General features: G+C 71.6%; 22 protein-coding genes and 2 tRNA genes. 12 read left to right on the top strand and 12 right to left on the bottom strand.

The window, feature by feature from the left end; genetic code table 11:
* The first annotated feature begins 71 nt into the window (after positions 1-71).
* Together ABZV34_RS08405 and ABZV34_RS08400 are read left to right on the top strand one after the other, a co-directional pair.
* Entirely contained in the window at positions 72-701 is a 630-nt protein-coding gene (locus ABZV34_RS08405) for a hypothetical protein (protein ID WP_356272553.1), read from the top strand.
* 1 nt (position 702) lies between these two features.
* Positions 703-1,368, top strand: a complete 666-nt coding sequence (locus tag ABZV34_RS08400) for a class F sortase (protein WP_356272551.1) — start codon at positions 703-705, stop codon at positions 1,366-1,368.
* 371 nt (positions 1,369-1,739) lie between these two features.
* On the opposite strand, the gene ABZV34_RS08395 is transcribed toward ABZV34_RS08400, so the two are convergent.
* Positions 1,740-2,537 carry an ANTAR domain-containing protein gene (locus ABZV34_RS08395; RefSeq protein ID WP_356272549.1) on the bottom strand — a complete coding sequence of 266 codons (798 nt, stop codon included), beginning with the start codon at positions 2,535-2,537 and terminating at the stop codon, positions 1,740-1,742.
* A gap of 208 nt (positions 2,538-2,745) precedes the next feature.
* Between ABZV34_RS08395 and ABZV34_RS08390 the strand changes: the two genes are divergently transcribed.
* Positions 2,746-3,765 (top strand): glycoside hydrolase family 6 protein, encoded by a 1,020-nt coding sequence (locus tag ABZV34_RS08390; protein WP_356272547.1) that lies wholly within the window; start codon positions 2,746-2,748, stop codon positions 3,763-3,765.
* Between the two features lie 147 nt (positions 3,766-3,912).
* Here the strand turns inward: ABZV34_RS08390 and ABZV34_RS08385 are convergent, their stop codons facing one another.
* The 3 genes from ABZV34_RS08385 to ABZV34_RS08375 form a co-directional block, all read right to left on the bottom strand.
* Positions 3,913-5,850 carry a kelch motif-containing protein gene (locus tag ABZV34_RS08385; RefSeq protein ID WP_356272545.1) on the bottom strand — a complete coding sequence of 646 codons (1,938 nt, stop codon included), beginning with the start codon at positions 5,848-5,850 and terminating at the stop codon, positions 3,913-3,915.
* On the bottom strand, positions 5,847-7,799 hold the full coding sequence (locus ABZV34_RS08380; protein ID WP_356272543.1) for a glycosyltransferase family 2 protein: 1,953 nt from the start codon (positions 7,797-7,799) through the stop codon (positions 5,847-5,849). The genes ABZV34_RS08385 and ABZV34_RS08380 overlap by 4 nt, the downstream gene beginning before the upstream one ends.
* 402 nt (positions 7,800-8,201) lie before the next feature.
* Positions 8,202-8,275 (bottom strand) — tRNA-Lys (locus tag ABZV34_RS08375).
* 182 nt (positions 8,276-8,457) lie between these two features.
* Here ABZV34_RS08375 and ABZV34_RS08370 point away from each other — a divergent pair.
* The 6 genes from ABZV34_RS08370 (at position 8,458) to ABZV34_RS08345 (ending at position 16,471) form a co-directional block, all read left to right on the top strand.
* A complete protein-coding gene (locus tag ABZV34_RS08370) occupies positions 8,458-9,888 on the top strand; it encodes a peptidoglycan-binding protein (RefSeq protein WP_356272541.1) in 1,431 nt (476 codons plus the stop codon).
* A 140-nt stretch (positions 9,889-10,028) separates the two neighbouring features.
* A complete protein-coding gene (locus ABZV34_RS08365) occupies positions 10,029-11,216 on the top strand; it encodes an SPFH domain-containing protein (RefSeq protein ID WP_356272539.1) in 1,188 nt (395 codons plus the stop codon).
* Positions 11,217-11,430: 214 nt separating this feature from the next.
* Positions 11,431-12,054, top strand: a complete 624-nt coding sequence (locus ABZV34_RS08360; protein WP_356272537.1) for a lytic polysaccharide monooxygenase — start codon at positions 11,431-11,433, stop codon at positions 12,052-12,054.
* A 127-nt stretch (positions 12,055-12,181) separates the two neighbouring features.
* Positions 12,182-12,679: a DUF3592 domain-containing protein gene (locus ABZV34_RS08355; RefSeq protein ID WP_356272536.1), complete on the top strand. Its 498-nt coding sequence runs from the start codon at positions 12,182-12,184 to the stop codon at positions 12,677-12,679.
* A gap of 26 nt (positions 12,680-12,705) precedes the next feature.
* Positions 12,706-14,373 (top strand): AMP-binding protein, encoded by a 1,668-nt coding sequence (locus ABZV34_RS08350; protein ID WP_356272534.1) that lies wholly within the window; start codon positions 12,706-12,708, stop codon positions 14,371-14,373.
* Between the two features lie 805 nt (positions 14,374-15,178).
* The gene (locus tag ABZV34_RS08345) at positions 15,179-16,471 is read left to right on the top strand and encodes a M18 family aminopeptidase (RefSeq protein ID WP_356272532.1); all 1,293 of its coding nucleotides are present in this window, start codon (positions 15,179-15,181) and stop codon (positions 16,469-16,471) included.
* A gap of 56 nt (positions 16,472-16,527) precedes the next feature.
* Here ABZV34_RS08345 and ABZV34_RS08340 read toward each other — a convergent pair.
* The 6 genes from ABZV34_RS08340 to ehuB form a co-directional block, all read right to left on the bottom strand.
* Positions 16,528-16,601 (bottom strand) — tRNA-Lys (locus ABZV34_RS08340).
* A gap of 126 nt (positions 16,602-16,727) precedes the next feature.
* The gene (locus tag ABZV34_RS08335) at positions 16,728-17,486 is read right to left on the bottom strand and encodes an IclR family transcriptional regulator C-terminal domain-containing protein (RefSeq protein WP_356272530.1); all 759 of its coding nucleotides are present in this window, start codon (positions 17,484-17,486) and stop codon (positions 16,728-16,730) included.
* Between the two features lie 216 nt (positions 17,487-17,702).
* Positions 17,703-18,488, bottom strand: coding sequence for an ectoine/hydroxyectoine ABC transporter ATP-binding protein EhuA (gene ehuA, locus ABZV34_RS08330; protein WP_356272528.1), 786 nt, complete (start codon positions 18,486-18,488; stop codon positions 17,703-17,705).
* Entirely contained in the window at positions 18,478-19,128 is a 651-nt protein-coding gene (gene ehuD / locus ABZV34_RS08325; protein ID WP_356272526.1) for an ectoine/hydroxyectoine ABC transporter permease subunit EhuD, read from the bottom strand. The genes ehuA and ehuD overlap by 11 nt, the downstream gene beginning before the upstream one ends.
* A 34-nt stretch (positions 19,129-19,162) precedes the next feature.
* Complete coding sequence (gene ehuC, locus ABZV34_RS08320; protein ID WP_356272524.1) at positions 19,163-19,891, bottom strand: ectoine/hydroxyectoine ABC transporter permease subunit EhuC; 729 nt, start codon at positions 19,889-19,891, stop codon at positions 19,163-19,165.
* Positions 19,888-20,820 (bottom strand): ectoine/hydroxyectoine ABC transporter substrate-binding protein EhuB, encoded by a 933-nt coding sequence (gene ehuB, locus ABZV34_RS08315; protein WP_356272522.1) that lies wholly within the window; start codon positions 20,818-20,820, stop codon positions 19,888-19,890. The genes ehuC and ehuB overlap by 4 nt, the downstream gene beginning before the upstream one ends.
* Before the next feature lie 109 nt (positions 20,821-20,929).
* On the opposite strand from ehuB, the gene ABZV34_RS08310 reads away from it, so the two are divergent.
* Positions 20,930-21,424 (top strand): DUF3830 family protein, encoded by a 495-nt coding sequence (locus ABZV34_RS08310; RefSeq protein ID WP_356272830.1) that lies wholly within the window; start codon positions 20,930-20,932, stop codon positions 21,422-21,424.
* Here the strand turns inward: ABZV34_RS08310 and ABZV34_RS08305 are convergent.
* On the bottom strand, positions 21,405-22,826 hold the full coding sequence (locus ABZV34_RS08305) for an amidase (RefSeq protein ID WP_356272520.1): 1,422 nt from the start codon (positions 22,824-22,826) through the stop codon (positions 21,405-21,407). The genes ABZV34_RS08310 and ABZV34_RS08305 overlap by 20 nt on opposite strands.
* A 29-nt stretch (positions 22,827-22,855) precedes the next feature.
* On the bottom strand, positions 22,856-23,821 hold the full coding sequence (locus tag ABZV34_RS08300) for a D-2-hydroxyacid dehydrogenase (RefSeq protein ID WP_356272828.1): 966 nt from the start codon (positions 23,819-23,821) through the stop codon (positions 22,856-22,858).
* Between the two features lie 360 nt (positions 23,822-24,181).
* On the opposite strand from ABZV34_RS08300, the gene ABZV34_RS08295 reads away from it, so the two are divergent.
* Together ABZV34_RS08295 and ABZV34_RS08290 are read left to right on the top strand one after the other, a co-directional pair.
* Complete coding sequence (locus ABZV34_RS08295) at positions 24,182-25,009, top strand: aspartate/glutamate racemase family protein (RefSeq protein ID WP_356272518.1); 828 nt, start codon at positions 24,182-24,184, stop codon at positions 25,007-25,009.
* Positions 25,006-25,737, top strand: a complete 732-nt coding sequence (locus ABZV34_RS08290) for a decarboxylase (RefSeq protein ID WP_356272516.1) — start codon at positions 25,006-25,008, stop codon at positions 25,735-25,737. The genes ABZV34_RS08295 and ABZV34_RS08290 overlap by 4 nt, the downstream gene beginning before the upstream one ends.
* The last annotated feature ends 186 nt before the right edge of the window (positions 25,738-25,923 follow it).

Raw genomic sequence — 25,923 nt, 5'->3', positions numbered from 1 at the left:
AGTAGTCGGCGCCGTCAGCGGATGCGTCGTGCGGCCCGCGGGGGGAGTCTCCAGATATCTGGAGGTTCACGATGGGTTCACGGAAACTCACTCTCTGCACCGGCGCGGTCGTCGCGGCCGTGCTGACTCCCACCGCCTGCCTGGCCGCGACGGCTCCCGCCGCGTACGCGACCGCTCCCCGGAGTGACACGGCGGGCGTCTCGGTGACACCCGCGGTCCCCGCGCCCGGCGGTGACATCCGGCTGCGGGCACAGGGCTGCACGGGAAGCACGGGCACCGCCGCGTCCACCGCGTTCGTCTCGGACGCGCGGCTCACTGGTTCGGACGGCGTGCTCACCGGCGAGACCCGGGTCCGCACCTCGCTGTCGCCCGGCACCTACGACGTGACGGTCGGCTGCGAGGGCGGGCAGGGCCGGCGGCAGGTCACGGGCACCGTGACCGTCACCGGGCAGGCGGAACCGCTCTCCACGCTCTCCGCCCCCGCGTCGCTCCCGGTCCCCGCCTCGCCCGTCGCCCCGGTGCACGCGGGCGGTGGCGGCACCGCCCGCGCCGACGGAAAGGGCACGCACACGGTGGCCGTGGACGCGCGGGCGACCGGCCCCGGGACCCGGCAGGCGGTGATCGGTCTCGTCCTCGCGGGCGTCGCCGCGGTGGCCGTGGCGCTGCGCAGCGTCCGCCGCGGCCGGGACACCTCGGAGTGACATGCCGGACAGGGAGCGTTCCTCGGGTGTGGGGCGGCTGCTGACGGGCTTCGCCTGGGTGCTGCTGCTGATCGGCCTGTGGTTGTGGGGCCGGGAGGTGACCGACGTACGGCTGGGGATGTCCGCGCCGACCACGGGAGACATCGCGGCGGTGGGACGGCCGCCGGAGGTCCGGATGCCTCCCCCGCTGAAGCCGCTCGGCGGGGCGCGGCCACAGCGCGTCGACATTCCGTCGATGGGGGTGCGGGCGCCGGTCGTGGCCCGCGGGCTCGACACACAGGGCGCCATCGATCCGCCGCCCTACGAGCAGCCGGGCGTCGTCGGCTGGTACGCCGCCGGAGTGCAGCCGGGGTCGGCCGGGACCGCGCTGTTCGTCGGACACGTCGACACCGAGACCCGGCCCGCGGTCTTCTACAAGCTCAGCGCGATGCGGCCGGGCCAGACGGTCCGGGTGATGCGCGACGACGGGACCGTCGCCGAGTTCACCGTGGACGACGTCGCGGTCTTCCCGCGCGATCACTTCGACGCCCAACAGGCCTACGGACCACGGCAGTCGGGGCGGGCCGAACTGCGGCTCGTCACCTGCGGCGGCACCTTCGACCGGACCCGCCGTACGTACACCGCGAACGTGGTCGTGTCCGCGTACCTCACCGGCAAGGGCTTCTGAAGCCGGGGCGGCCCCCGTACGGGGAGCCCCAAGGGCCGGGCGCACCTGGCCCGGCCGGCGGCCCGCTCCCCCCGGGGCCACCGACCGGACTGGTCCTCGACCGCGCACGCACGGGCTGCGGGAGTAACCCGGCGACGGCGCGGGAGGTTCTGAGACCATTCCGGACATCGCGCACCACGGGAAGGAGCTCGGTGATCGGGACGACCGGCATGGCGCGACCGGCCGGGGCCGGCGGCGTTCGAGGCAACTCTAGAGCCGATGAGCGTTCCGGCCTAGAGGCTGTCGGACGGCTGTCGGACGCCGGTCGACAGCCGGTGGCGCTGTGTGATCCGCCCAGGTGGCGGCCGCTTCCGGGGTGGTTGGTGAACTCCTCATACGGGCCGGGGACGTTCGGCGTCCAGACCGTCCCGGTCCAGCGAGCCCTCCACGGCCCGAGCCGCGGCCTCGGCGAGCGGCATCCGGTGCCGGCGCGCGTACCGGCGCAGTGCCGCGAAGGCCTGGTCCACCCCCGTGTTCCAGCGCTCGGCGAGCATGCCCTTCGCCTGCTCCACGCGGACACGGCGGGAGAGCGCCGACTGCAACTGCCCCGCCAGCGCGCGGTACTCCGCGTGCAGCCGCTGGTTGTGCAGTCCGGCGGCCGCCGCCTCGGCGAGCAGTTGCGCCAGCCGCACGCTCTCCTCGTCGCCGGGGGACTCCGGCCCGGCGGGCGGCCCGTTCCGGCCGGGCGGCGGCGGGGGCAGGAACACGTTGAGCGCGCCGAGCAGGGTCTCGCGGCGGCGCAGCGGGACCGCGAAGGTCGCGGCGATGCCGTGGTGCAACGCCCGCCGGGTGAAGTCGGGCCAGCGGGCGGCGGTCCGGGCGGCGCCGACCGGGACGTGCGGTACGGGCCTTCCCGTGCCGTAACTGTCCAGGCAGGGCCCGCCGCGGTCCGGGGCCGCCTGGACGGTCAGCAGGTCCAGCGCGACGGCCTGGCGGCGGCTGCTTCCGACGAACGAGACCCTCTCGCCGCCCGCGACCAGCATGATGCCGGCGGAGTGCGCGCCGACGATCTCCACGCAGTGGTCGGACAGGCGCTGCAGATGGTGCGCGGTGTCGAAGCTGTCGGAGAGGGTGTCCGTGGCTTCCAGCAGCGCCGCCGCGAGCCCTGTCTCCCGGGTGCTCAGATGCATCTCCCGTACCCCGATTCCGTTGTCGTCCCCCCGTTCGCCTGTCGTCGCCGGCCATGTCGTCCCGCTGTGCCGGGTCCCCGTTCAGCGGCGCCTACCCAGCGCGTGCGGGCCTGTAACAGGTCTCCGACAGGGCTCGGGCGTTCTCGTGGGCGAGGCGACACCTATGTCACGATTGACCCTTAACGCAGTGCATCCGAGGGGGAGTTGCATGTACGGCGGCAAGGAGGCCGGGGTACGGGCGTCCATGGCGGTGATGGGGGCGGTCCTGCTGTTGGCGGGGTGTTCGTCCGCGGGGGGCGGCGGGGACGAGAGCGACGGTGCCGGATCCGGGGTCACCCGAAGGCCCGGGAATTCCGGCCCGTTCTGGGTCAACCCGGCGGGCAACGCGGCCGAGCAGGTCGCCACGTACGTCAAGGCGGGCAGGAAGGACGACGCCGAGCAGATCCGCAAGATCGCCGGGCGGCCGACCGGGGAGTGGATCGGGCCGGAGAATCCGGAGCGGGAGGCGCGCGGTTTCACGCAGGCCGCCCAGCGGGCCGGCCGGGCCGCCGTACTGGTCCTCTACAACATTCCGCACCGCGACTGCGGCCAGTTCTCGCAGGGCGGCGCCGCCGACGGCGACACCTACCGGGCCTGGATCGACGGGGTCGCCCGGGGCATCGGTGACCGGCCCGCCACGGTGGTCCTGGAGCCGGACGCGATCCTGCACCTGGTCGACCAGTGCACGCCGGCCGGGCTGCGGGAGGAGCGCTACTTCCTTCTGAAGGAGGCCGTCACCAAGCTCAAGTCCCTGAAGAACACGAAGGTGTACCTGGACGCGGGCAACGCGGGCTGGGGCCACCCCGACCAGATCTTCCAGCCGCTCGAACGGGCCGGCGTCGACCTGGCCGACGGCTTCGCGGTGAACGTCTCCAACTTCTACTCGACCCGGGACTCCGCCGCGTACGGAAAACGGCTGTCCGCGAAGGTCGGCGGCAAGCACTTCGTCATCGACACCAGCCGTAACGGCAACGGGCCGTACACGGCAGGCCAGGCCGACGAGAACTGGTGCAATCCGCCGGGACGCGCGCTGGGCGAGAGCCCGACGACGAAGACCGCCGATCCCCTCGTGGACGCCTATCTGTGGGTGAAGCGGCCCGGCGAGTCGGACGGCACCTGCAGGGGCGGTCCGAAGGCGGGCGACTGGTGGCCCGAGTACGCGCTCGAGCTGGCGAAGGCCTCCGAGTGAGGACTTCCGAGTGAGGACTTCTGCGTCAAGGCCTCCGCATGAGGACTTCCGCGTGAAGGATTTCGAGTGACCGCCGGTACGTGACCGGGGGCGCCCTCCGCCGTCGCGCGGAGGGCGCCCCCGGTCACGCGGGCAGGCTCCCGTGGATCAGGGAACCCTGATCCACCGGGCCTCGGACGGCGTTCCCTGGTCGTCCGTCACGAACAGCATGTACCAGCCGGACTCCACCAGGTTCCGGTTCTTCGGCACGGTCACCGTGATCCCCTTCGCCGTCTTCCTGAAGTCCAGCGCGATGGAGCGCTGGTCGACGTCGGTGACATGGGTGGACGCGCTCGGCCGGATCAGGCGGGCCGTCCTGATCGACGAGGCGTGCGCCGTGGCGAAGGTCGCCGAGCCACCGCGCGCGACGGTCTTCGGGCCGCCGGCCAGGCCGGGCCGGGAGTCGCGGTAGAGATACGGCGGCGTGTAGATCTCGATGCGCTGCTCGAACGTGGCGGGCTTGGTGCCGGCCTTGTCCGCGTAGAGCGGGTTGGAGCCGAAGAACATCACACGGCCGTCGGGCAGCAGGATCGAGCCCGAGTGGTAGTTGCGGCCCACCAGGGGGTCGGCGACCCGGTCGAAGGTGTTGGCGTGGGGGTCGTAGATCCGTGCCTGGAGGATGTCCGAGGCGCCGCGCCCGCGGTAGTCCTCGGAGCCGCCGGACACCAGGACGGTGTCGTCGGGCAGGATCGAGGACTGCGGATAACGGGTGCCCTTCTCCAGCTCGGGGCCGTCCACGAACCTCGGGTTCCTGTCCTTGAGGTCGATGAGACGGGTCCTCCTGCTGGAGAGCCCGGACTCGCCGACTCCGCCGCCGCCGATCACCAGGTACTTCTCGTCCTGCGCGGGCGGCAGCAGCACCGTGGCGGAGGTCTCCATCATGGTGGGATCGCTCAGACCGGGCAGTCTGGTGAACCTGTTCGTCGCCACGTCCCAGATGCCGGGGTCGCGGCCCACGTCGTCCGGTCCGTAACCCGCGTTCGAGCCCGAGTAGAACATCTTGCCGTTCTGCATCAGGCTGATCGCCGGATAGGTCGGGAACTGACGGACGCCCCTGGTGTACGTCCACTTCCTGGTCTTCGGGTCGAAGAGCTCGTTCTTGCCCGGGACGAGCTGGCCGATCTCGTCCAGGCCCGAGAGGCTGAGGATCCTGCCGTCGCTCATGGTGGTCAGGGTCGGGTACCAGCGGGCCTCGTTCATCGGATCGACCTTGATGTACCGCTCGGCGACCGGATCGAACTCGAACGCGTCCCTGATGCCCTGGAAGTCCTTCTTGTCCAGGGCGAGTTTCTGGGCGATGCCGTACGTGTTGCGCGCGTCAGGGCCCGTCAGGCCCTGGACGCGGTAGTTGTCCTGGGTACCCGTCTCGTACCGCCGGCCGCTCCGCTGCGCCTCGACGTAGATACGGCCCAGGCCCGGGTCGTTGCGCAGGAACGCGCCGGTCGCCCGGTCGAAGACCTTCTTCGCGCGCGGGACGAGCACCGGGTCCTTGGAGACGAACGTCCTGCCGTTCTCCTTTCCGGTGAACCGGGTGCCCGCGGGCAGCGTGACCGGTTCGTCGGGGTTCTCGTTGTGGACGACCATCAGACCGCCGGCCTTGGTGACGTCGCCCTTCAGCGTCTCGTAGCGCTTGGTGCCGCCGGCGATCAGGAGACTGCCGTCGGCGAGCTGGGTGTGGCCCGTGCAGAACAGGTCGGCCGGCGTCGGGATCGTCTTGACGGTCCCCTTGACCGGATCCCAGAGCCGCGTGTCGAACTTCTTCGCGTCGAAGTTGTCCTGGTTGTTGCCCGAACCCGCGACCAGCAGGACCTTGCCGGTGTGCAGCAGGGCCGCGTGGATGGTGTTCAGGCGGTACCGCCTGGGGAACCGGACGACGTCCCAGTGGCCGTTCTCGGCTTTGTACTCGGGCTTGTTGATCGTGTACTGGTGGTATCTCTCCGTGCTGAAGCGATAGACCCACGGGCCGTTCATCCCGGCCAGGGCGAGGACCACCGCCCCGCCCATCGCGAGACGGCGAGCGCGGCGGATGCGGGCACCGGCCATCATTTCTTACGTCCCCCAGGGGAAATCCGCAGGGTCTGCTCGGTGGCATCCTGCTCCGCCGCCCGGCCGGGCGTGTGCCGAGGCGCGTGCGGGGCGTGCTGCTCCTGCCGCGGCACGGAGGACCGTGGGGGCAGGGGAGCGGGCTCCTCGGGCGGCACCGGGGGCATCCTCCTGGCCTGGCGCAGAGCCCACTGCCAGGCCAGGATCGGCGAGGCCGTGACCAGCAGGGCGAAGCAGGCCCAGGTGATCATCGCGGGGTGGGAGTGGCCGAGCAGGAGTCCGGCGACGATCGAGCCGGCGAAGACCAGGATGAAGAACAAGTGGATCCGGAAGGTCCCGAACAGTGTGTCCGGGCTCGCCGAATCCCCCTTGGGGGTCACCACGAACCTGCTTCTGCGGCGGAGCAGGGCGTCCATCAGCGAGCGGGCGTAGACCGGCGCGGAGAGCGCCGACATGATCATGCCCGCGACGCCGCCGGAGCCCTCGGGCTCGTGCGGGGAGACGTTGTGCCGGCGGTTCCACACGTACAGGCCGATCTGCAGCGCGGAGGCGTTGCCGTACAGCATCAGCCAGACCGTCGGGTCGATGTTCACGCCCGAGGCGCCCAGGCCCAGGAACAGTGCGCAACTCAGCGCCGCGAGGATCCAGTTCAGGGCCGACATCGGATAGAAGATGATCATCATGGTGTAGTTGAAGAGCTTGCTCGGCGGCAGCGAGAAGAACCCCTTCCAGTACTGCTTCAGGATCGTCTCGTACGTGCCCCGCGACCAGCGCAGCTGCTGGGTGAAGAAGTCCGTCCAGGCGTTCGGGCCCTCGCCGACCGCGAGCACGTCCGGGGTGTAGACCGAGCGCCACTTGTGCCCCGTGGCCGGATTCCGGTGGCGGTGCATCTCGAAGCCGGTCGCCATGTCCTCGGTGATCGAGTCGTACAGACCGCCGATCTGCTTCAGCGCTCTGATGCGCACGGCGTTGGAGGTGCCCACGAACATCGGCGCGCCGTAGCGGTTGCCGGCCCGCTGGATCAGCGCGTGGAAGAGGAACTGCTGGGACTCCGCGGCCTTGGTGATGGGGTTGTCGTAGTTGCCGTACACCTGCGGGCCGATCACGAAACCGATGTCCGGGTCGCGGAAGAAGCCGAGCATCCGCTCCAGGTAGTTCGGCAGCGGTACGTGGTCGGTGTCGACGGAGGCGAAGAAGTCGTACGCGTCGCCGTGCGCCTCCAGCCAGGCGTTGTAGTTGCCGTGCTTGGTCCTGGCGCGGTGCGGCCCCTTGGCCTGGTTCCACTTCGCGACGCCCTTGCGGGTGAAGTGGTGCACGCCGAGGCGCTCGCAGACCTCCTTCACCTCGGGGTCGTCGCCCTCGTCGAGGAGCCAGATGTGCAGAAGGCCCCGGTGGCGCAGCCTGACGGCCGCCTCCAGGGTCTTCGTCACCATCGCCAGCGGCTCCTTGCCGGGCACGAAGGAGGTGAGGAAGGCCACTCTGGTGCCGGTCTCGGGCACCACCGGGATCGGGTCGCGGGCGACCAGGGTCGCGTGTGCGTTCGAGAGCACGTTCATGCAGCGGAAGAACTCGATCAGGCCGATCGAGACGAGCATCACGGTGTCGAGCACCGGCAGGAAGTCGTGGGCCGGGTAGTCGCGTTCGGTCCAGTGCTCCGGCTGGAGCAGCCAGCCGAGCAGGACCAGCGAGAGCAGCGGCGCCGCGCCCAGCATGAGGGCGGCCCGTACGCGGTGCGGCTCCTGGGACAGCAGGGAGCGGTACTGCACCTTGTACGGCTTGCTCGGATCGGGCCGTGTGAGAGGCCCGGCGAGCCTGCTGTAGTGCTCGTAGTCGTATCTCGGCAGGGTCTTGTCGATCCTGCCGGGGCCCCCGGTCCGTTGTGGCGGCACCCGGAGCCGGGCCGTCCCGGACGCGTCGAAGTCCTGTCGGGCGCCTGTCGGCGTCGACGTCATGAGTCATTCCCCCCACACGCACGGTCGCGTGCGTGTTCGTCGGTTCTTGTCGCCCGCTCGGATCCCCCTCGACCGTCACGGACGCATGCTGGCAGGCGGCGTCACCACGTCGTCCACACTCGGGAAGACCGCGGAAACGCGACCGTCCGGCTGCACGGCGCCCCCTCGGCACCCGTTCGTGAGCGGGGCCCCCAGCCCCCCACGAACGCAACCGGCCAAACCCCCAACTGCCCTGTGCGGGCAGTCCCTTGCCGCCCAGGGTTCTACGGCGCTCGCCATGATCGCAAGGTGTGAAACGCGGTGTTAACCGGTCATACGCTCTAATTGGGACGTCTGTGCGAAGAGGGGATGTCTCCCTACGACGAAGGGCCCCCCGCCTGTGGCGAGGGGCCCTTCTGTCGGTGCGCCGCCAGGGACTCGAACCCCGGACCCGCTGATTAAGAGTCAGCTGCTCTAACCAACTGAGCTAGCGGCGCCTGCTGACCCGAGAACTCTACCCGACGCGAACGGGTACTCCCGACCGCGGCGCGGCCCGGCCCGCCCGCGCGTGACCCCGTACATCATTCGGACCGTCAACATGCGCCACCGGATGACAGTTGAGAAACTGACGACTGTGCAGAAAAGCGGAGATTTCTATCTGGAGTGTGAGGGGCGACGCATGGAGACTCCGGTATTCGAGGAATTCGATCCCGCGAGTGACTGCGATTGCCCCGAATGCGCGCGTCAACGGCGTTTCCCGGCCCCTTCCGTGCTCCCGGGACCGGTCGGCCGCCCGGTGTCGCACAGGGCCTTCGCGATCGCCGCGGCGGCGGGCGCGGTCCTTGTCGCGGTCCCGTCGGTGCCGGCCGTCGCCGCCGTGCACGGACCCGCACGGCCGGGCGACCCCGCAGATGACGAGCCCGACACGCCGCAGGGTGGCGAGGCTCCGCTGCATGGGCCGGCCGGCAGTCCCGCGAAGCCGGGGACCGGGGTCGAGGTGCCCGCCACCACCCGTGCGGCGATCATCAACCGGGCCAAGACGTGGATCACCGCGCAGGTGCCGTACAGCATGAGCGCGTACTGGGCGGACGGATACCGGCAGGACTGCTCAGGATTCGTCTCGATGGCCTGGAATCTGCCGGGAAACGAATGGACGGGCAGTCTCGACACGTTCGGCGTACGCATTTCCCGCGATCAACTGGAGCCCGGCGACATTCTTCTCTTCCATAATCCGGCGGACCCCCAGAACGGTTCGCACGTCGTCCTTTTCGGCGGCTGGACCGACTACACGCACACGTATTACATCGCCTACGAACAGACCCGCCCGCACACCCGCCGGCAGTCCACGCCGTACGCGTACTGGAGCAACTCGAGCCACTATCTGCCCTACCGCCACAGGGGGCTGGCCGACGGCGCGAGCGGCGGGCAGCCCTCGGTGCCGGGTACCAAGACCACCCCCTACCCGGGGCCGTCCGCCTTCGGCCCCGGTACGAACAACGCGTACGTCACCCAGCTGGGCCGGCTTCTGGTGGAGCGGGGCGGGCGCCGCTTCTACATCTCGGGGCCGGGGCCGCGCTGGTCGAACGCGGACCGGCGGGCCACCCAGGCGTTCCAGCTCGCCCAGGGCTGGAAGGGGACCGGCGCGGACGGACTGCCGGGGCCGCGGACCTGGTCGTACCTGGTGGAGAAGAAGGGCCGGGACATCCCGCCCGCGGCAGGCACGACGGGCACTACTGGCACGACGGGGACTACTGGTACCACGGGGACTACTGGCACGACGGGGACTACTGGCACCGCGAGTACCGCAAGTACCGCAAGTACCGCAAGTACCGCAAGTACTGCGGGGGCGGGTGGGGCGCCGTCCGCCGCCGTTCCCGTCTTTCCCGGGCGCGGGATGTTCCGGCCGGGCGCGCACAACGCGTACGTCACCCTGCTCGGAAAGCAGCTGGTCAAGAAGGGTTTCGGCGCCTACTACCCGCACGGACCCGGGCCTGACTGGGGCGAGTCGGACCGGCGTGCCGTCGAGGCCTTCCAGCGGGCGCAGGGCTGGCGGGGCGGTACGGCCGACGGCTGTCCGGGTCCGGAGACCTGGCGGCGGGTCTTCTCGTGACCGGGTCCCCGCAGCGGCACGGAACCCGGGCGCGGCGCAGGTCCCCGAGGCGTCACGGGGGTCCCTGACGGGGCCGCACGGTCCACGGTCCCGACGCGGTCCGTGATCGCACTTCCACGCGCGGAGGCATGGAGGCAGGTATGACTTCGACCACTTCACCCACCCCGGAGCCCGAGGGGGCTCCGGAGAGCGGTGCCATCCGGTCCGCCCGGCTCATCCACAACGAGGTGACCACCGAGATCCCCGTCCACCTGCTCTTCCGGGACGAGCCCGAGCCGGTACCCGTGCCGCTCGCGCCCGCCGTCGTGGAGCGGCAGCCGGACACCACCGTCCCCTTGCGGGCACAGGTGCGCGAGGGGGAGCGCGAGCGGTCACGGGTGCGCCGGCACGCGTCGGGCCGGGCCGTGCGCCCGGTGCCCGAGGTCGATCCCGGTCTGGTGGAGCGGCCCGCGCGGGTGCTGCCCGCGGTGGCGGGTGTGCTGGCCGGGGCCTGCGGGGTGGCCGGATGCGTCCTCACCGCCTGGTGGGCGGGGTCGCTGCCGTCGACCGCGGGGCAGGCGTTCGGGCTGCCCGGGCACGCGGGTGCCGGGCTCGGGCCCGCGCAGTTGGGCGCCTACGCCGGAGCGGGCGCGCTCGGCCTGTTCGGCTTCGGCGGTCTGGCCCGCGGGCGGACCGGCCGGGCCTGGGTGCTCGGTCTCTTCGGGGGCTACCGCGGCACGGTACGGCGCACCGGCCTGATGTGGATCAACCCGCTGGTGATCCGGCGCCGGGCCGACGTACGGCTGCGGCACTGGCGCAGCGAGCCGATGCCGGTGGTCGACGGGAACGGCGTGGCGCTGCGGGTGGTGGTGCTCGTGGTGTGGCGGATCAAGGACACCGCGCGGGCCGTGCTCGGGGTCGAGGACCATGAGACGTATCTGCGCGAGTGTGTGGAGGCGGCGCTGTCGCGGGTGCTCACGCGGCTGCCGGCGGACCTGCCGCCCTCGGTGGTCAAGGACCTGACCCTGCGCAACACCGACGCCGTCGGCGAGGCGCTGACCGGGCTGGTGGCCGAGGACGCGGCGCCGGTCGGCCTGCAGGTGTTCTCGGCGCAGCCGACCCGGATCGAGTACGCGCCCGAGATCGCCGCCGTGATGCAGCGTCACCGGATCGCCGCCCTGGACGCCCGGTACCGCGACTCCGTGCTCGACTCCGTCGTCGACTCCGTCGAGGACACGGTGACCCGGCTGACCCTGCGCGGTCTGGTCGAACTCGACGACTACGAACGCAAGGCGCTGGTGAAGGACCTGACGGTGGCGTTCTGCACCGGGCGCAAGGAGGGCTCCTAAGGGGGCCCGCCGTTCGGATCACGCGGCGGGACGCGGGGCGGCCGGCCAGGCACCGCGCACCGGCGTCACCTGGTCCGGACGACGGGCCCCGGCCGACGTGTGTGATTGGTCTGGACATGTTCAAGAAGGCGCAATAATCTGGGACTTGGTCTAGACCTGAAAAACGCGCGCACGGCTCACGAGAACCTCCCCCACGTCCTCCAGGAGCGGCAGCATGCGCATACGGACGACCAGGAACAACGCCAAGTGGTACGCGGCCGTCGTCGGCCTCGCCACCGCGGGCACCTTCGCGCTCTCCACCGGCAGTGCCGGCGCCCACGGCTACACCGACCAGCCCCTCAGCCGGCAGAAGATGTGCGCCGGCGGCGGCACTGTCGCCAACTGCGGTGACATCCAGTGGGAGCCCCAGAGCGTCGAGGGCCCCAAGGGCTTCCCGGCGGCGGGCCCGGCGGACGGCCGGATCTGTTCCGCGAACCACACCAACTTCGGCCAGCTCGACCAGCCCAAGACTCCCTCGGGCGGCGCCTGGCCCACGACCAGGGTCACCGGAGGCCAGAGCTACAGCTTCCGCTGGCAGTTCACGGCCGTGCACGCCACGACCGACTTCAAGTACTTCGTCACGAAGCCCGGCTGGAACCAGAACCACGCGCTGACCCGGGCCGACCTGAACACCACACCGTTCCTGACGGTCCCCTACAACGGCCAGCGCCCACCGTCCACGCTCTCCCACTCCGGCACCCTGCCGACCGGTCTGAGCGGACACCACGTCATCCTCGGCGTGTGGACGATCGCCGACACCGCGAACGCGTTCTACTCGTGCGCGGACGTCACGTTCTGAAGGTACCGAGCGCGGATGTTCTGAGCCTCCCTTGAGGCGCCGGTCCACCCCCCACGGGTAGGTTCCACGCACGTCGTCATGACCATGTCGGCGTGCGTGGAGCTGAACTGACAATCGGGGGAATGTCATGGACGTCGTTTTCTACGTCATACCTGCGCTGATCATGACCGGGGCGGTCCTCATGGCCGTCACCGTGATCCGCCGGTCGCTGGACGTGCGGCGCGCCTGGGACAGCGGACTGACCGCGGAGGCGCGCTGTCTGCGCTCGTACGCGACGATCAGCGGCGGTGGCGAGACCTCCGTGTCCACCACGCTGCACCACGTGTACGAGTTCATGACACGCGACGGCCGCACGATCCGCTTCGAGGAGCCGAACGGCCCGGCGACGATCGTCGACGGCGACATCGTCACCGTCCACTACACCGCCGACCGCCCGGAGAAGGCGACGGCCCACGCGCCGCGCCGGGGAGCGCTGCTGGCGGGCGCGGCCTTCGTCCTGGTCTTCTGCGCGGTGGTCGTTCTCGGCTGCGTCGGCTTCATCGTGGCCTACCACGAGTTCTCCTCGGCGTGGGACTCGGCCGGGGTCGGAGGAGGCGAGTTCGAGGGCATGGGACTCCCCTTCTGACGACACGTCAATTATGGTGCGCCTTCATGGAGTTCATGAGGCGAACCGTCGCGGAACTCGTACTGGAGCGGTGGGGCGACCACCGGCCGGGGCTGTGGTTCGAGGGGCGGGTCCTGAGCCATCACCAGGTGACGGCGGCCGCGGCGGCGCGGGCCGCCCTCCTCGCCGACCTGCTGCCCGCGGGCGCCGAGCCGCACCTCGGTGTCCTGCTCGACAACACGCCCGAGTATCCGATGTGGCTGAGCGCCGCCGCCCTCACGGGCGCCGCCGTCGCCGGGATCAACCCGACCCGCCGCGGCCCCGAACTGGCCCGCGACATCCTGCACACCGAATGCCGGGTCCTGATCACCGAGCGGACCCGGCTGCCGCTCCTCGACGGCCTCGAACTCCCCGGCGTCCGCGTCCTGGTGACCGGCACCGAGGCGTACGAGGATCTCCTCGCGCCGTACGACGGGGTGCGGCCCGAGGTGTCGTCCGTGTCGCCGGACGACCGCCTCCTCCTCTATTTCACCTCCGGCTCGACCGGCGCCCCCAAGGCCGCGATCTGCACCCAGGGCCGGCTGGCCGCCGCCGGACGCTCACTGGCCGACCACTTCGGGGTGCGCCCGCAGGACACGCACTACATCTGCATGCCGATGTTCCACGGCAACGCGGTGATCGCCGACTGGGCGCCCGCGCTGGCGGCTGGCGCGCGCGTCGCGCTCCGGCGCCGCTTCTCCGCGTCGGGTTTCCTGCCGGACGTACGGGCCTGCGGAGCCACGTACTTCACCTATGTCGGCCGTGCCGTCCAGTACCTGCTGGCCACACCCGCCCGTCCCGACGACCGGGACAACCCCTTGCGGACGGGATTCGGGACGGAGGCCGGCGCGGTCGACGCGGCCGCTTTCGAACAGCGCTTCGGTGTGCGGCTGGTGGAGGGATACGGCTCCTCGGAGGGCGGGGCCGCCATCCAGCGCACGCCCGGCACTCCGGCGGGCGCGATCGGGCGGGCGGCATCCGGCGACGACCTGGCCGTGGTCGCCCCGGAGACCCGCACCGAATGCCCCGCGGCCGTCTTCGGCCCGGACGGCCGGCTGCTCAACGGGAGTGCGGCGATAGGGGAACTGGTGAACCGCGGAGCCAGCCCCTTCGAGGGGTACTGGCGCAACCCGGCTGCCGACCTGGCCCGGCGGCGCGACGGCTGGTACTGGACGGGCGACCTCTTCTACCGCGACTCCGGCGGGTTCCTCTACTTCGCCGGCCGCACGGACGACCGGCTGCGCGTCGACAGTGAGAACCTCGCCGCCGCGATGATCGAGAACATCCTCGCCCGGTACGCGGGCGCGGCGGCCGTCGCGGTGTACGCGGTGCCGGACCCGGTGGCGGGGGACCAGGTGATGGCGACGGTGGCGCCGCGCGACGGTGTCCCCTTCGACCCGCACGCCTTCGCCGCGTTCCTGGCCGGGCAGTCCGACCTGGGGACCAAGATGGCGCCCCGCTTCGTGCGGATCGTGGAGCGGATGCCGGTCACCGCCACCAACAAGATCCACCGGGCGGAGCTGCGGCGCGCGGGCTTTCGCTGCGCCGACCCGGTGTGGTGGCGGCCGCCCGGCGAGCCGGCCTACCGCGTGCTCGGGCAGGCGGACGTGCGGGGCCTGCTGGCCGAGTACCGGGCGCGCGGGCGCGAGGACCTGCTGCCGGCGGCGCGGGGCTGACGCGACCTCGGATTCCTCCTCGTTCCGATGGTGTGTACCGGTCTGTCCGCACGGCCGGGCAGCGCCGTGGGGAGGTCTCGGCCGACGGAGGAATCCCCGCCGCCCGACAGGGGGAGGATGCACCCGGACACCCGGACACCCGGACACCCGGACACCCGGACACCCGGACACCCGTGTCGCGCGTGCCGAGGACGGCGCCGCGTCGAGGAAAGAGGGAACATGCGTCACCTGATCCGGATCCGGGTCACGGAGGCCGTCGGCACCGCCCCGCCCCGCGCGGGCGCGACCGGCCGTCCGCGCGCGCCCCGGGGGGCCCGGGGGGCCGGGACGGTCGGGGCCATGAGGGCCATGAGGGCCATGAGGGCCACGCAGGCCATGCAGGCCACCCAGGCCACCCAGGCCACCCAGGCCACGCAGGTCCCTCGGGTCGCTGGGACGGCCCGGACGGTTCATGGCGCGGTGCCCGTGACGGCCGCCGGGCGGCACGCCGCGGGTGGGTCCCGCCCCCATTCTTGTCATGCTCCTGCTAACCGGGGTGCCGGGCTTCGGCGGCTGACGCCGGGGCCGGCGGTACACCCCGCCCGTGTCCCGCGGTGACCCCGCCGTCGGTCCCTCCCCGTGCGGCGGTCCGGTCCGGGCCACCGCGCCCCCCTCCCCAGGTGTCCGCCGGACCGTGGCACCCCGCCACGGTCCGGGAGTTCCCCGGCGCCCCGTCCTCCGTCCCCCCGAACCGTGCACTCGGCCGGACGGCGCGCCGACCCGCTCCTCGACCCTCGTCGGTCCTTCCCGAAAGGCGTGAGCGCCCATGTCCCCCACGCATGACCGCAGTCACAGCGACGATCTGCTGTCCTTCGTCCGCTCCAGCCCCTCGCCCTACCACGTGGTCGCGAACGCGGCCCAGCGCCTGGAGAAGGCGGGTTTCCTGGAGCTGCGCGAGACGGACGACTGGGCGGCCGGCGCCGAGGGCGGCCGGTACGTGGTCCGCGCGGGAGCGCTGCTGGCCTGGTACGTCCCCGAAGGTGCTCCGGCCCGTACGCCGTTCCGGATCGTCGGCGCCCACACCGACTCCCCGAACCTGCGGATCAAGCCCGAACCGGACACCGGTACGGCGGGCTGGCGTCAGATCGCCGTGGAGGTCTACGGCGGTGTGCCCTTCAACACCTGGCTGGACCGGGACCTCGGCGTCTCGGGACGGCTGACGATGCGGGACGGCTCCAGCCGCCTCGTCCGCGTCGACCGGCCACTGCTGCGTGTGCCGCAGCTCGCCATCCACCTCGACGGCGGCGTCAACGAAGGTGTCGCGCTGGATCCGCAGCGGCACCTCACCCCGCTGTGGGGACTCGGTGGCACCCGGCCCGGCGCCCTGCTCGGCCGGATAGCCGACGAGGCCGACGCCCAGGTCGCCGACATCCTGGGCTGGGACCTGATGCTGCACGACATCCAGCCGCCCGGCTACCTGGGCGCGGACGAGGAGTTCCTCGTCTCCTCCCGCCTCGACAACCAGATCTCCGTGCACGCGGGCATCACCGCGCTGGTCGCCGCCGCGACCGCCGCACGGCCGCCCGCGTACGTCCCCGTACTCGCCGCCTTCGACCACGAGGAGGTCGGCAGCGGCTCCTGGTCGGGGGCCCAGGGACCGCTGCTGGAGCGGGTGCTGGGCCGGTCCGTCGGCGCGCGGGGCGGCAGCGCCGAGGACTTCCACCGGGCCCTCGCCGGCGGCTTCTGCGTCTCCGCCGACATGTCGCACGCCGTGCACCCCAACTACGCCGAGCGCCATGACCCGGACCACCACCCGCTGCCCAACGGTGGCCCCGTCGTCAAGGTCAACGTCAACCAGCGGTACGCCACCGACGGCACCGGAGTCGCCGTCTTCGCCGCGGCCTGCGAGCGGGCGTCGGTGCCCTGGCAGCCGTTCGTCTCCCACAACGCCATACCGTGCGGGACCTCGATCGGACCGATCACCTCGGCCCGGCTGGGGGTCCCCACCGTCGACGTGGGCGTACCGGGTCTGTCGATGCACTCCGCCCGCGAACTGTGCGGGGCGAAGGACCCCGGTCTGCTGGCGCGGGTGCTGACCGAGTTCGTCACGGCGGGCTGAGCCGGACCCCGGACATGCGTGAAGGCCCCCCACAGGTGTGGAGGGCCTTCATTCTGTGCGCCGCCAGGGACTCGAACCCCGGACCCGCTGATTAAGAGTCAGCTGCTCTAACCAACTGAGCTAGCGGCGCATGACTCTCGCCTTCCGCTTACGCGGTCGGCGACAAAAGAAATAGTACCTGGTCCGGCGGGGTGCTCAGGACCACCCGGGTCGGGTCCGCCCCTACCCGCCGGGTGGCCGGCGCGAAGGGTGGGCGCTAGAGGGCGAGCGACACGAGCACCGGGGTCGCCTCGCGGTTCAGGGTGTCCGCGGCCCGGCGCAGCCGGTGCGCGTGTTCGACCGGGAGGGACAGGGCGAGGCAGCCGACCGACGAGCCCGCGGTGATGGGGACGGCCGCGCAGACCGTGCCGATCGCGTACTCCTGGAGGTCGAGCACCGGCACCGTCGGCGGCTGGGCGTCGAGCCGGGACAGGAGCAACCGCTCGTCGGTGATGGTGCGCGAGGTGAGGCGGGCCATCCTGTGACGGGAGAGGTGGTCGCGGCGGGCGTTGAGGTCGAGTTGGCCGAGAAGGCTCTTGCCGACGGCGCTGGCGTGGGCGGCGGAACGGAAGTCGACCCATTCGTTGACCGCGGGGGTCGCCGGGCTCTCGGCGCACTGGGTGACCTGCACCTCGCCGTCGATGTAGCGGCTGATGTAGATCGCGGCGCCCACCGAGTCGCGCAGTCGGTCGATGGTCTGCTGGAGCTGCTCGCGCAGCGCCAGGTCGCGGCCGTGAGCGGAGTCCAGCCTGCCGAGGGCGGCACCGGCGACGAACACGCCGTCGGTGATCTGCTCGACGTACCCCTCCCGGCGCAGCATCCGCACCAGGGCGGGCAGCCGGTCCGGCCCGAGGCGTGTCCTGCGGGCGAGTTCGGTGTCGGTGATGCCGCCGGAGTGCCGGGCCACCGCCTCCAGGACGCGCAGGGCGTCCTGGGCCGAGTGGTACGGCGCGGTCGGCTCGTTCATCAGCGCCACGGTTTCCCCCTGCGCTTCCTGGGTCCTCGGTCCGGACAGCTGAGCTTCTCCACGATAACTGTCAAACGGTGGACGAGGAGGGGCTGTTGACCAGAATGTTCGTCCCTCGCGGTGCTCTCAGCAGCGGCGTGACTCCCTGGCATATGCCAGGGTCATGGCCCGACAGGCATGCGCCGAGGGTCGGACCTCGCACCTTCCCGCGTTCACTCCTTGTAGTCACAGGACCGCGCTGAGAAATTCCCGGGTCCGTTCGTGCTCCGGATCGCCGAATATCCGCTCCGGCGGACCGGCCTCGATGACACGGCCCGAATCGAACATCAGTACCTGATCCGAGATGTCACGGGCGAAATTCATCTCGTGGGTCACACAGAGCATGGTGATGTCGGTGGTGCGGGCGATGTCACGGAGGACGTCGAGGACCCCCGCGACCAGCTCGGGGTCGAGCGCGGACGTCACCTCGTCCAGCAGCAGCACCTGCGGCCGCATGGCCAGCGCCCGCGCGATCGCGACCCGCTGCTGCTGCCCGCCGGACAACTGGCTCGGGTAGGCGTCGCACTTGTCCGCGAGGCCCACCAGGTCGAGCAGCTCGCGGGCCCGCTCCTCGGCCTCGTCCCTCGACAGGCCGAGGACGGTGACCGGCGCCTCGGTGAGGTTGCGGAGCACCTTCATGTTCGGGAACAGGTTGAACTGCTGGAAGACCATCCCGATCTTCTTGCGGACCTCACGGACCTGCTTCTCCCCGGCCGGGAAGAGCCGCTCCCCGGCCACCGTGATCGTCCCCTCGTCGGGCTTGGCCAGGGTCATCAGCAGCCGCAGGATCGTCGTCTTGCCGGAGCCCGAGGGCCCGATCAGCGTGACGTGCCTGCCGGGCTCGACACGGAAGTCGAGCCCGTCCAGGACGGTGTTGTCCCCGAAGCGCTTGGTGACCCTGTCGAACCGGATCAGTTCCCGGGTCTCCTGGTGATGGGTGTCGGGGGTCTGGTTGTCGGTGTCAACGGACAAGACGTCGCTCCAGGGCTCGCAGAAGGAGGGAAGCGGGAGAGGAAATGAGGATGAAGGCCACGCCGATGACCGTGAGGGGCTCGGTGAACTGGAAGTGCTCCTGCGAGTACAGCCGTGCCTCGCCGAGCATCTCCAGGACCGTGATCGCCATCAGCAGCGGCGTGTCCTTGAGCATCGATATGACGTAGTTGCCCAGCGCGGGCACCACGCGGCGGAGCGCCTGCGGCAGGATCACCGCGGTCCAGGTGCGCCGCAGCGGCAGGTTGAGTGCCGTGGCCGCTTCCCACTGACCGGCCGGCACGCCCTCGATACCGGCCCGGTAGACCTGCATCGTGTACGTCGAGTAGTGCAGCCCGATCGCGACGACCCCGGTGGTCAGCGCGGAGAACGTGATGTTCCACTCGGGCAGCACGTAGAAGAGGAAGAACAGCTGCACCAGCAGCGGGGTGTTGCGCACGAACTCCGTGACGGCCCCCACCGGCCAGCGCACCCAGCGGGTCGGCGCCCGCATCAGCAGCGCCCACACCAGCCCGAGGGCGAAGGAGATCAACGAGCCGAGGGCCAGCGCCTTCAGGGTGACCAGCAGGCCGTCCCGGAAGAGCGGCATGAAATCACCGACCGCGCTCCAGTCCCACGTCATGCGACACCTCCCGCGTCGGCCGTCCTGTACCGGGTCATGAGGCACCTCCGCTCGTCGCGCCCACTCCGCTCGCTCCGGCGCGGCGCGTCTCCCGCGTGGCGGCGGAGCGCTCGGGCGCCCTGCCGAGCCCGGCCTTCAGCCGCCGCTCCAGGACACGCATCAGCCGGGTGATCACGAAGGCGATCAGGAAGTAGATCAGCAGGATGTACGCGTAGATCTCCGCGCTCTCCTGGAGCGCGAGCCGCACCAGGTTGCCGCTGAAGGCCAGGTCGCCCATGCCCATGACCGAGACCAGGGCCGTGCCCTTGAGCAGCTCCACCAGCAGGTTGCAGAAGGACGGGATCATCTCGGGCACCGCCTGCGGCAGCAGGATCAGCCGCATCCGCTGCCAGGGCGTGAAGCCGAGCGCGATGCCGCCCTCGCGCTGGGCGGGGTCGACGGCGTTCAGGGCGCCGCGCACGATCTCGCTGCCGTACGCCCCGTACGTCAGCCCCAGCGCCAGCGTGCCCGCCCACAGCGGGACGAGCTGCCAGCCGAAGGCGAGCGGCAGCACGAAGTACACCCAGAAGATCATGATCAGCGCGGAGGTCCCGCGGAACACCTCGGTGTAGAGGCCCGCGAGGAAGCGGACGATCCACCGCCGGGAGGTGCGCGCGACGCCCACCACGAAGGAGACGGCTCCGGCCACCAGCGCGCCGAGGAACAGCAGCTGGAGGGTGACCCAGATCCCTTTGAGTACGAGTTCCCAGAGTCCCGGGGTCATCCGCGGCAGAGCTCCTTCGCGGTCATGTCGGTCATCTCGGCCCTGGTGAAGCCGAACGGCCGCAGGATGCGGAACAGCTCGCCGCTCTTCTTCATCTTCCGCAGCTCCCCGTTGAAGGCGTCCCGCAGCCGCGTCTCGGCCGAACGGAACGCGAAGCCGCCGCCGTCGACGTGCGGCTTGCCCTTGACCAGGGGCGCGAACGGTTCGGTGCTCTCGGCCTTGCGGGACTTCCCGACCACCTGGCGGACGGTCAGCGCGGTCCCGGCGAAGACGTCGACGCGCCCCGCCTCGACGGCGTTCAGCCCGGCGACCTGGTCAGGCACGATCAGGATGTCGCTCTCCTCGTACCCGGCCTCGACGGCGTACTGGATCTCGGCGTACCCGGTGCCGGTCGCGAACCTGGCCTTCTTCGCCACGACGTCCTTGTAGTCGTGCAGGTCCTTCGGATTGCCCTGGCGCACGACGAAGGCGTCGAGCATCTGGTAGTCCGGGTCGGAGAAGACGACCTGCTGACAGCGTTCCGGGTTGATGTACATCCCGGCGGACACGACGTCGAACTGCTGCGAGTCGAGCCCGGGGATGAGCGAGCCGAACTCGGTCGGCACCGGCTGGACACGGCCGACCCCCAGGCGCTTGAAGATCGCCTTCGCGAGTTCGGGCGCCTCGCCGGTCAGTTCACCGTTCCTGTCGATGTAGCCGAACGGGATCTCGCCCGCGATGCCCAGCCGCACGACACCCTGCGCCCTCAGCCGGCCGAGGAGGTCGCCGCCGTCCGTACCGGCGGCCGTGGCCACCCGGCTGCAGCCCGCGGCGCCCAGCGCGCCGGCCGCCCCGAGCGCCGAGACACCCGTGAGCAGCGCCCGCCGGCTCGGTCCTCGAGATCGCGCACCGGGCCCGTCTCTTCCGTCATTGCGTAGTGGTGGAGCCATGGCGGCGCGGCTACCCGGGTCCACACGATCCATTCCGGCCACCGCGCACCCCGTCCGTCGACGAGGCGCCCTTGACCCCGGCGGGACCATGGAACGCATGACCGAGCGCATGACCGACCGGTACATCGAAGTCTCCCTGGTCAAGCGGGGAGTCCACTGCACGGCCAGACTGCTCGACGACCGGGCACCCCTCACCTGCGCGGCGGTGTGGGACGCCCTCCCCCTGGCTGGTGACGTCTATCACGCCAAGTACGCGCGCAACGAGATCTACGCCCTGTTCCCGCCCTTCGCGGCCACCGAACCCCCGCTGGAGAACCCCACGGTGACCCCCGTCCCCGGCGATCTCTGCTACTTCGCCTTCGCGGGCACCGAGCTGGGCACCAAGGCGTACGGCTACGACACCGAGGTGCGCCCCGGCACCACCGTCGTCGACCTCGCCGTCTTCTACGAACGCAACAACCTGCTGCTCAACGGTGACGTGGGCTGGGTGCCCGGCATCGTCTGGGGCGAGATCGTCGAGGGCCTCGACACCATGGCCGAGGCCTGCAACGACCTGTGGCGCTCCGGCGCGCTGGGGGAGACCCTCAGCTTCCGGCGGACGTAGCGAAGCCGGGCGGCGGAGCGACCCCGGCCGCCCCCGCCTCGTACAGCGCGTGCGCCGTCCGCAGGACCAGGTCGTCACGGTGACGGGCGGCGACGATCTGCAGGCCCACGGGCAGCCCGGCGGCGTCGGTGCCCACCGGGACCGACGCGGCCGGCTGCTGCGTCATGTTGAAGGGGTACGTGAACGGGGTCCATCCCGTCCAGCGCCGGTGCCCGGAGCCCTTCGGGACCTCGGCGCCCGCCTCGAACGCGGTGATCGGCAGTGTCGGCGTCACCAGCACGTCGTACGACTCGTGGAAGCGGCCCGTGCGGCGGCCCAGGTCCATCCGGACGTCCACGGCGGCCAGATGGTCCAGGCCGCTGAGCCGTGCGCCCTCCCCGCAGATCTCCCGGAGCCCGGGGTCCAGCAACTCCCGCTGCCGCGGCCCGAGCCGCTGCACCACCCGGGCCGCTCCGCCGAACCACAGGGCGTGGAAGGCGTCCACCGGGTCCCTGACGTCGGGGTCGGCCTCCACGACGTACGCGCCGAGTGCGGCCAGCCGCTCCACCGCCCGCCGCACGGCCGCCGCGACGTCCGGGCGGACCGCGACCTGCCCGCCGAGGGACGGCGAGTAGGCGACCCGCAGCCCGCGCACCCCGCCCTCCAGCGCGTCCACGAAGGAACCGCCGACCGGCCCGAGCGCCGACCAGTCACGGGCGTCGGGCCCGCTGATCACGTCCATCATCAGCGCCGCGTCGGCCGCGTCCCGGGTCATCGGCCCCACGTGCGAGAGCGTCCCGAAGGGGCTCGCCGGATACAGCGGCACCCTCCCGTACGTCGGCTTCAGCGCGAAGATCCCGCAGAAGGAGGCCGGGATGCGCACACTGCCGCCCCCGTCCGTGCCCAGCGCCAGTGGTCCCGCGCCCAGGGCGACGGCCGCCGCGCTGCCGCCGCTGGAGCCGCCCGCCGTGCGCGAGACGTCGTACGGATTGCGGGTGACCCCCGACAGCGGTGAGTCGGTGACGCCCTTCCAGCCGAACTCGGGTGTCGTCGTCTTGCCGAGGAAGACGGCGCCGTGCTCGCGCAGCCGGGCGACGGACGGCGCGTCCTCGTCCCAACCACCCTCCGGGGAAACGGTCTTCGAGCCCCGCAGCGTCGGGCCGCCACGCATCAGCAGGATGTCCTTGACCCAGACGGGGACGCCGTCCAGCAGCCCCGCGGGCTCGCCCCGCCGCCAGCGGTCCGCGGACTCCGCCGCCCGCGCGAGCGCCGCGTCCGCGTCGACGCGGACGAACGCGTTCACGGCCGGCTGGACCTCCTCGGCCCTGCGCAGCGCCGCCCGCACCGCGTCCACCGGGCCGAACTCGCCCGTGCGGTAGCCGTCGACGAGTCGGACCGCGGTCAGCTCGGTGAGTTCGGTCATCGGCCTGCCCCTCCAGGAAGTTCGGCGGTTCAGTGTCCGGGCACGTACCCGCGTTTCTTGTCCACCACGTTCGGCAGCGGCCGGCCCGCCTCCCAGCGCTCGTACATCTCCACGAACTGCGCGCCGAGTTCGTCCCGCCAGCCGACCGTGTCCCCGCTCATGTGCGGTGACACGATCAGCCCGGGGACGTCCCACAGGGGGCTGTCCGGACCGAGCGGCTCGTGCTGGAAGACATCGAGGGCCGCGCTCGCGATCCACCGCTTCGACAGGGCCTCGGCGAGCGCGTCCTCGACGACCAGCGGCCCGCGCCCGACGTTGATGAAGCGGGCCGACGGCTGCATCATCCCGAAGCGCCGGGCGTCGAACATGCCGTACGTGGCCTCGGTGAGCGGCGCCGCCGAGATCACCCAGTCGGCGCGTGCCATCAGCCGGTCGAGCTCCCCGGGTCCGTGGATCCCGGTCCTCGGGGTCCGTCCCACCAGTGCCGTCGTCACCTCAAGTGCCTTGAGGGACTTGACGATCGCCCGCCCGATCGGCCCGGATCCGACCACGCAGGCGCGGGTGCCCGCCACCCGCTGCGACTCCCGGTGCCGCCACTCCCGCCGCCGCTGCAGGTCCCAGGTCCGCGGCAGGTCCTTGGCCATCGCCAGCACCAGCGCGGTGACGTACTCGGCGATCGGCCGGTCGAAGATGCCCCGCGCGTTGGTCACCACCGTGTCGGACGAGGCGAGTTCGGGACACAGCAGATGGTCGACGCCCGCACTCGCCGTGTGCACCCAGCGCGGCCGCCGGCCCTCACCCGGCCAGGCGCGCCGCACCGCCCGTGAGGTGAAGTCCCAGACCAGCAGCACGTCCGCGCGCGGCAGCCGCTCGGCGAGCGTCGACTCGTCGGCGTGCTCGATCCGCACCCGGCCGGTGAGCCTGCCGAGGCGGGGGAGCGGTTCGGCGTCCAGGACGAGCAGCGTGGTGCGGTCCCCGGACGCGGTGGCGGACAGCGGGGCGGACGCGGTCGCGGGGCGGGGCGCGCGGGGGAAACCGTTTCGCAATGCGAGTCCGCTTTCCTGAGAGGACGAACCTGCGGGGACGAAGCTGCGGAGCGAGCGTACGGGGACGAAGCTGCGAGGCGAGCGTACGGGGACGGGAGTGCGGGGACGGGCGGGGACGGGCGTGCGCGGGACCCGGCCGAGGGGGGCGAAGCCGGGGGAGCGGGGCGGGGCCGGAGCCGTCTGAGATGCGCGGATTGACCACGCTCGCACCCGAACCTACCTTCGTCAACACGGTGGCGCGCACGGTCTGTTGTCCGTCGGTGCCTCCGCGTGGGTCCCACCTTCCGCCTTCGTGAGGCCGGTGCTGCCATGGACATCTCCCTGGACATCTCGTTTCTGGGCGGTCCCCGCCCGCAGCGCGGGGTGGGTGTCGTCGCCCCCTTCGACTTCGCCCTCGACCGGGAACTGTGGCGCTGGGTCCCGGACGACGTCTCCCTGCACGTCACGCGCACCCCGTTCGTGCCGGTCGAGGTCAGCCTGGACCTGGCACGCCTGGTCTCCGAACACGAGACGCTCGGCGACGCCGTCCGGGCGCTGAACGCCGTCGCGCCCGAGGTCGTGGCGTACGCGTGCGCCTCGGGCAGTTTCGTGGGCGGGGTCGCGGGTGAGCGGGCGATGTGCGAGGCCATGCGGCGGGCGGGCGAGGTGGCCTCCCTGACCACGTCCGGGGCGCTGCTGGAGGCCCTGGCCGAGCTGGGCGCGCACCGGATCGCCCTGGTGACGCCGTACACGGTCTCGGTCACCCAGTCCTTGGAGGAGTACCTCGCCGAGGCGGGCACGGAGGTCACCGGGCGTGCCTTCATGGGCCTGACCAGGCATATTTGGAAGGTGCCCTACCGCGACGTGGTGGACATGGCCCACCGCGCCGTCCGGAACGGCCCGGCGGACGCGCTCTTCATCAGCTGCACCAATCTGCCGACGTACGACGTCATCGCCCAGCTCGAGACGGAATTGAACATTCCGGTCATCTCGGCCAACCAGGTGACGATGTGGGCGGCGCTGCGTCATCTGGGTACCCGGGCAGTGGGCCCGCGCCAGCGGCTGGTCCGGGGACGTCTTCCCCGCCCCTCAGGCTCTGGGGGACAGTCCGCGCACGGGGCTCCTGTACTGCCGGAAGAACAGGAAGGCTGGACATGACCGCACTCGGATTCCTCTACCCGGGCCACTCGGCCGAGGACGACTACCCGCGTATGGAGCAGCTCCTGGGCAGCGACATCCGGCTGCCCTTGATCCACACGGACATCGGCGAGGACGCGCACCGGGTGGACGCCCTGCTCGAGATGGGCTCTTTGGAGCGGCTCTCGCCGGGCGTCGAGGAGCTGCGGCTGTCCGGGGCCGAGGCGGTGGTCTGGGCGTGCACCAGCGGCAGTTTCGTGTACGGCTGGGAGGGCGCCCACGAGCAGGTGCGCTCCCTGGCCCGCGCGGCGGGCCTGCCGGCCTCCTCGACGTCCTTCGGCTTCGCGCACGCCGTACGGGAGATCCGGGCGCGGCGGGTCGCCGTCGCCGCGACGTATCCGGACGACGTGGCGGAGCTGTTCGCGGACTTTCTCCGGAAGGCCGGGGTGGAGGTGGTCTCGGTGCGGGCGTCCGGGATCGTGACGGGGGCGGAGGTCGGGACGTGGGGTGAGGCGGAGGTGTTCGCGCTGGCGCGGGGCGGGGATCACGCCGATGCCGACGCGGTGCTTCTGCCGGACACGGCCCTGCACACGGTCGCTCATCTGACGGCGCTGGAGAAGGAGCTGGGCAAGCCGGTGCTCACCGCGAACCAGGTCAGTGTCTGGGAGGCGCTTCGGCTGGCGGACCGCCGGGTCAACGCGCCGGCCCTCGGCGCCCTCTTCACCCGGGAGCCGCTGGTCCAGTCCTGACCCCGGGTTGTCTCGTCCTGTACCTGGGGGCTCCGCCCCCGGACCCCTGTTCGGCCTGGACGGCCTCGTCCTCGAGCGCAGGACGGGCCGGTGGTGCGCGGGCCCGCTTATCCAGCCCGTCCGGCGCTTGAGGACGAGCCCTTCGGGCGAAGGCGGGGGTCTGGGGGCGCAGCCCCCAGGTACGGG

The sequence above is a fragment of the Streptomyces sp. NPDC005195 genome, assembly GCF_040608315.1.
Lineage (GTDB): Bacteria > Actinomycetota > Actinomycetes > Streptomycetales > Streptomycetaceae > Streptomyces > Streptomyces kaempferi.
Note: the sequence above shows the minus strand (reverse complement) of the source record. Positions and strands in the feature narration are given on the sequence as shown.

Excerpts from the sequence above, each read along its gene's own strand:
- ehuD (WP_356272526.1), bottom strand. The coding sequence starts at position 19,128 with ATGACGTGGGACTGGAGCGCGGTCGGTGATTTCATGCCGCTCTTCCGG.
- ehuB (WP_356272522.1), bottom strand. The coding sequence starts at position 20,820 with ATGGCTCCACCACTACGCAATGACGGAAGAGACGGGCCCGGTGCGCGA.
- ABZV34_RS08310 (WP_356272830.1), top strand. The coding sequence starts at position 20,930 with ATGACCGACCGGTACATCGAAGTCTCCCTGGTCAAGCGGGGAGTCCAC.
- ABZV34_RS08385 (WP_356272545.1), bottom strand. The coding sequence starts at position 5,850 with ATGATGGCCGGTGCCCGCATCCGCCGCGCTCGCCGTCTCGCGATGGGC.
- ABZV34_RS08360 (WP_356272537.1), top strand. The coding sequence starts at position 11,431 with ATGCGCATACGGACGACCAGGAACAACGCCAAGTGGTACGCGGCCGTC.
- ABZV34_RS08405 (WP_356272553.1), top strand. The coding sequence starts at position 72 with ATGGGTTCACGGAAACTCACTCTCTGCACCGGCGCGGTCGTCGCGGCC.
- ABZV34_RS08380 (WP_356272543.1), bottom strand. The coding sequence starts at position 7,799 with ATGACGTCGACGCCGACAGGCGCCCGACAGGACTTCGACGCGTCCGGG.
- ABZV34_RS08305 (WP_356272520.1), bottom strand. The coding sequence starts at position 22,826 with ATGACCGAACTCACCGAGCTGACCGCGGTCCGACTCGTCGACGGCTAC.
- ABZV34_RS08370 (WP_356272541.1), top strand. The coding sequence starts at position 8,458 with ATGGAGACTCCGGTATTCGAGGAATTCGATCCCGCGAGTGACTGCGAT.
- ABZV34_RS08390 (WP_356272547.1), top strand. The coding sequence starts at position 2,746 with ATGTACGGCGGCAAGGAGGCCGGGGTACGGGCGTCCATGGCGGTGATG.
- ABZV34_RS08395 (WP_356272549.1), bottom strand. The coding sequence starts at position 2,537 with ATGCATCTGAGCACCCGGGAGACAGGGCTCGCGGCGGCGCTGCTGGAA.
- ABZV34_RS08295 (WP_356272518.1), top strand. The coding sequence starts at position 24,182 with ATGGACATCTCCCTGGACATCTCGTTTCTGGGCGGTCCCCGCCCGCAG.
- ABZV34_RS08355 (WP_356272536.1), top strand. The coding sequence starts at position 12,182 with ATGGACGTCGTTTTCTACGTCATACCTGCGCTGATCATGACCGGGGCG.
- ABZV34_RS08345 (WP_356272532.1), top strand. The coding sequence starts at position 15,179 with ATGTCCCCCACGCATGACCGCAGTCACAGCGACGATCTGCTGTCCTTC.
- ABZV34_RS08365 (WP_356272539.1), top strand. The coding sequence starts at position 10,029 with ATGACTTCGACCACTTCACCCACCCCGGAGCCCGAGGGGGCTCCGGAG.
- ABZV34_RS08290 (WP_356272516.1), top strand. The coding sequence starts at position 25,006 with ATGACCGCACTCGGATTCCTCTACCCGGGCCACTCGGCCGAGGACGAC.
- ehuC (WP_356272524.1), bottom strand. The coding sequence starts at position 19,891 with ATGACCCCGGGACTCTGGGAACTCGTACTCAAAGGGATCTGGGTCACC.
- ABZV34_RS08350 (WP_356272534.1), top strand. The coding sequence starts at position 12,706 with ATGGAGTTCATGAGGCGAACCGTCGCGGAACTCGTACTGGAGCGGTGG.
- ABZV34_RS08400 (WP_356272551.1), top strand. The coding sequence starts at position 703 with ATGCCGGACAGGGAGCGTTCCTCGGGTGTGGGGCGGCTGCTGACGGGC.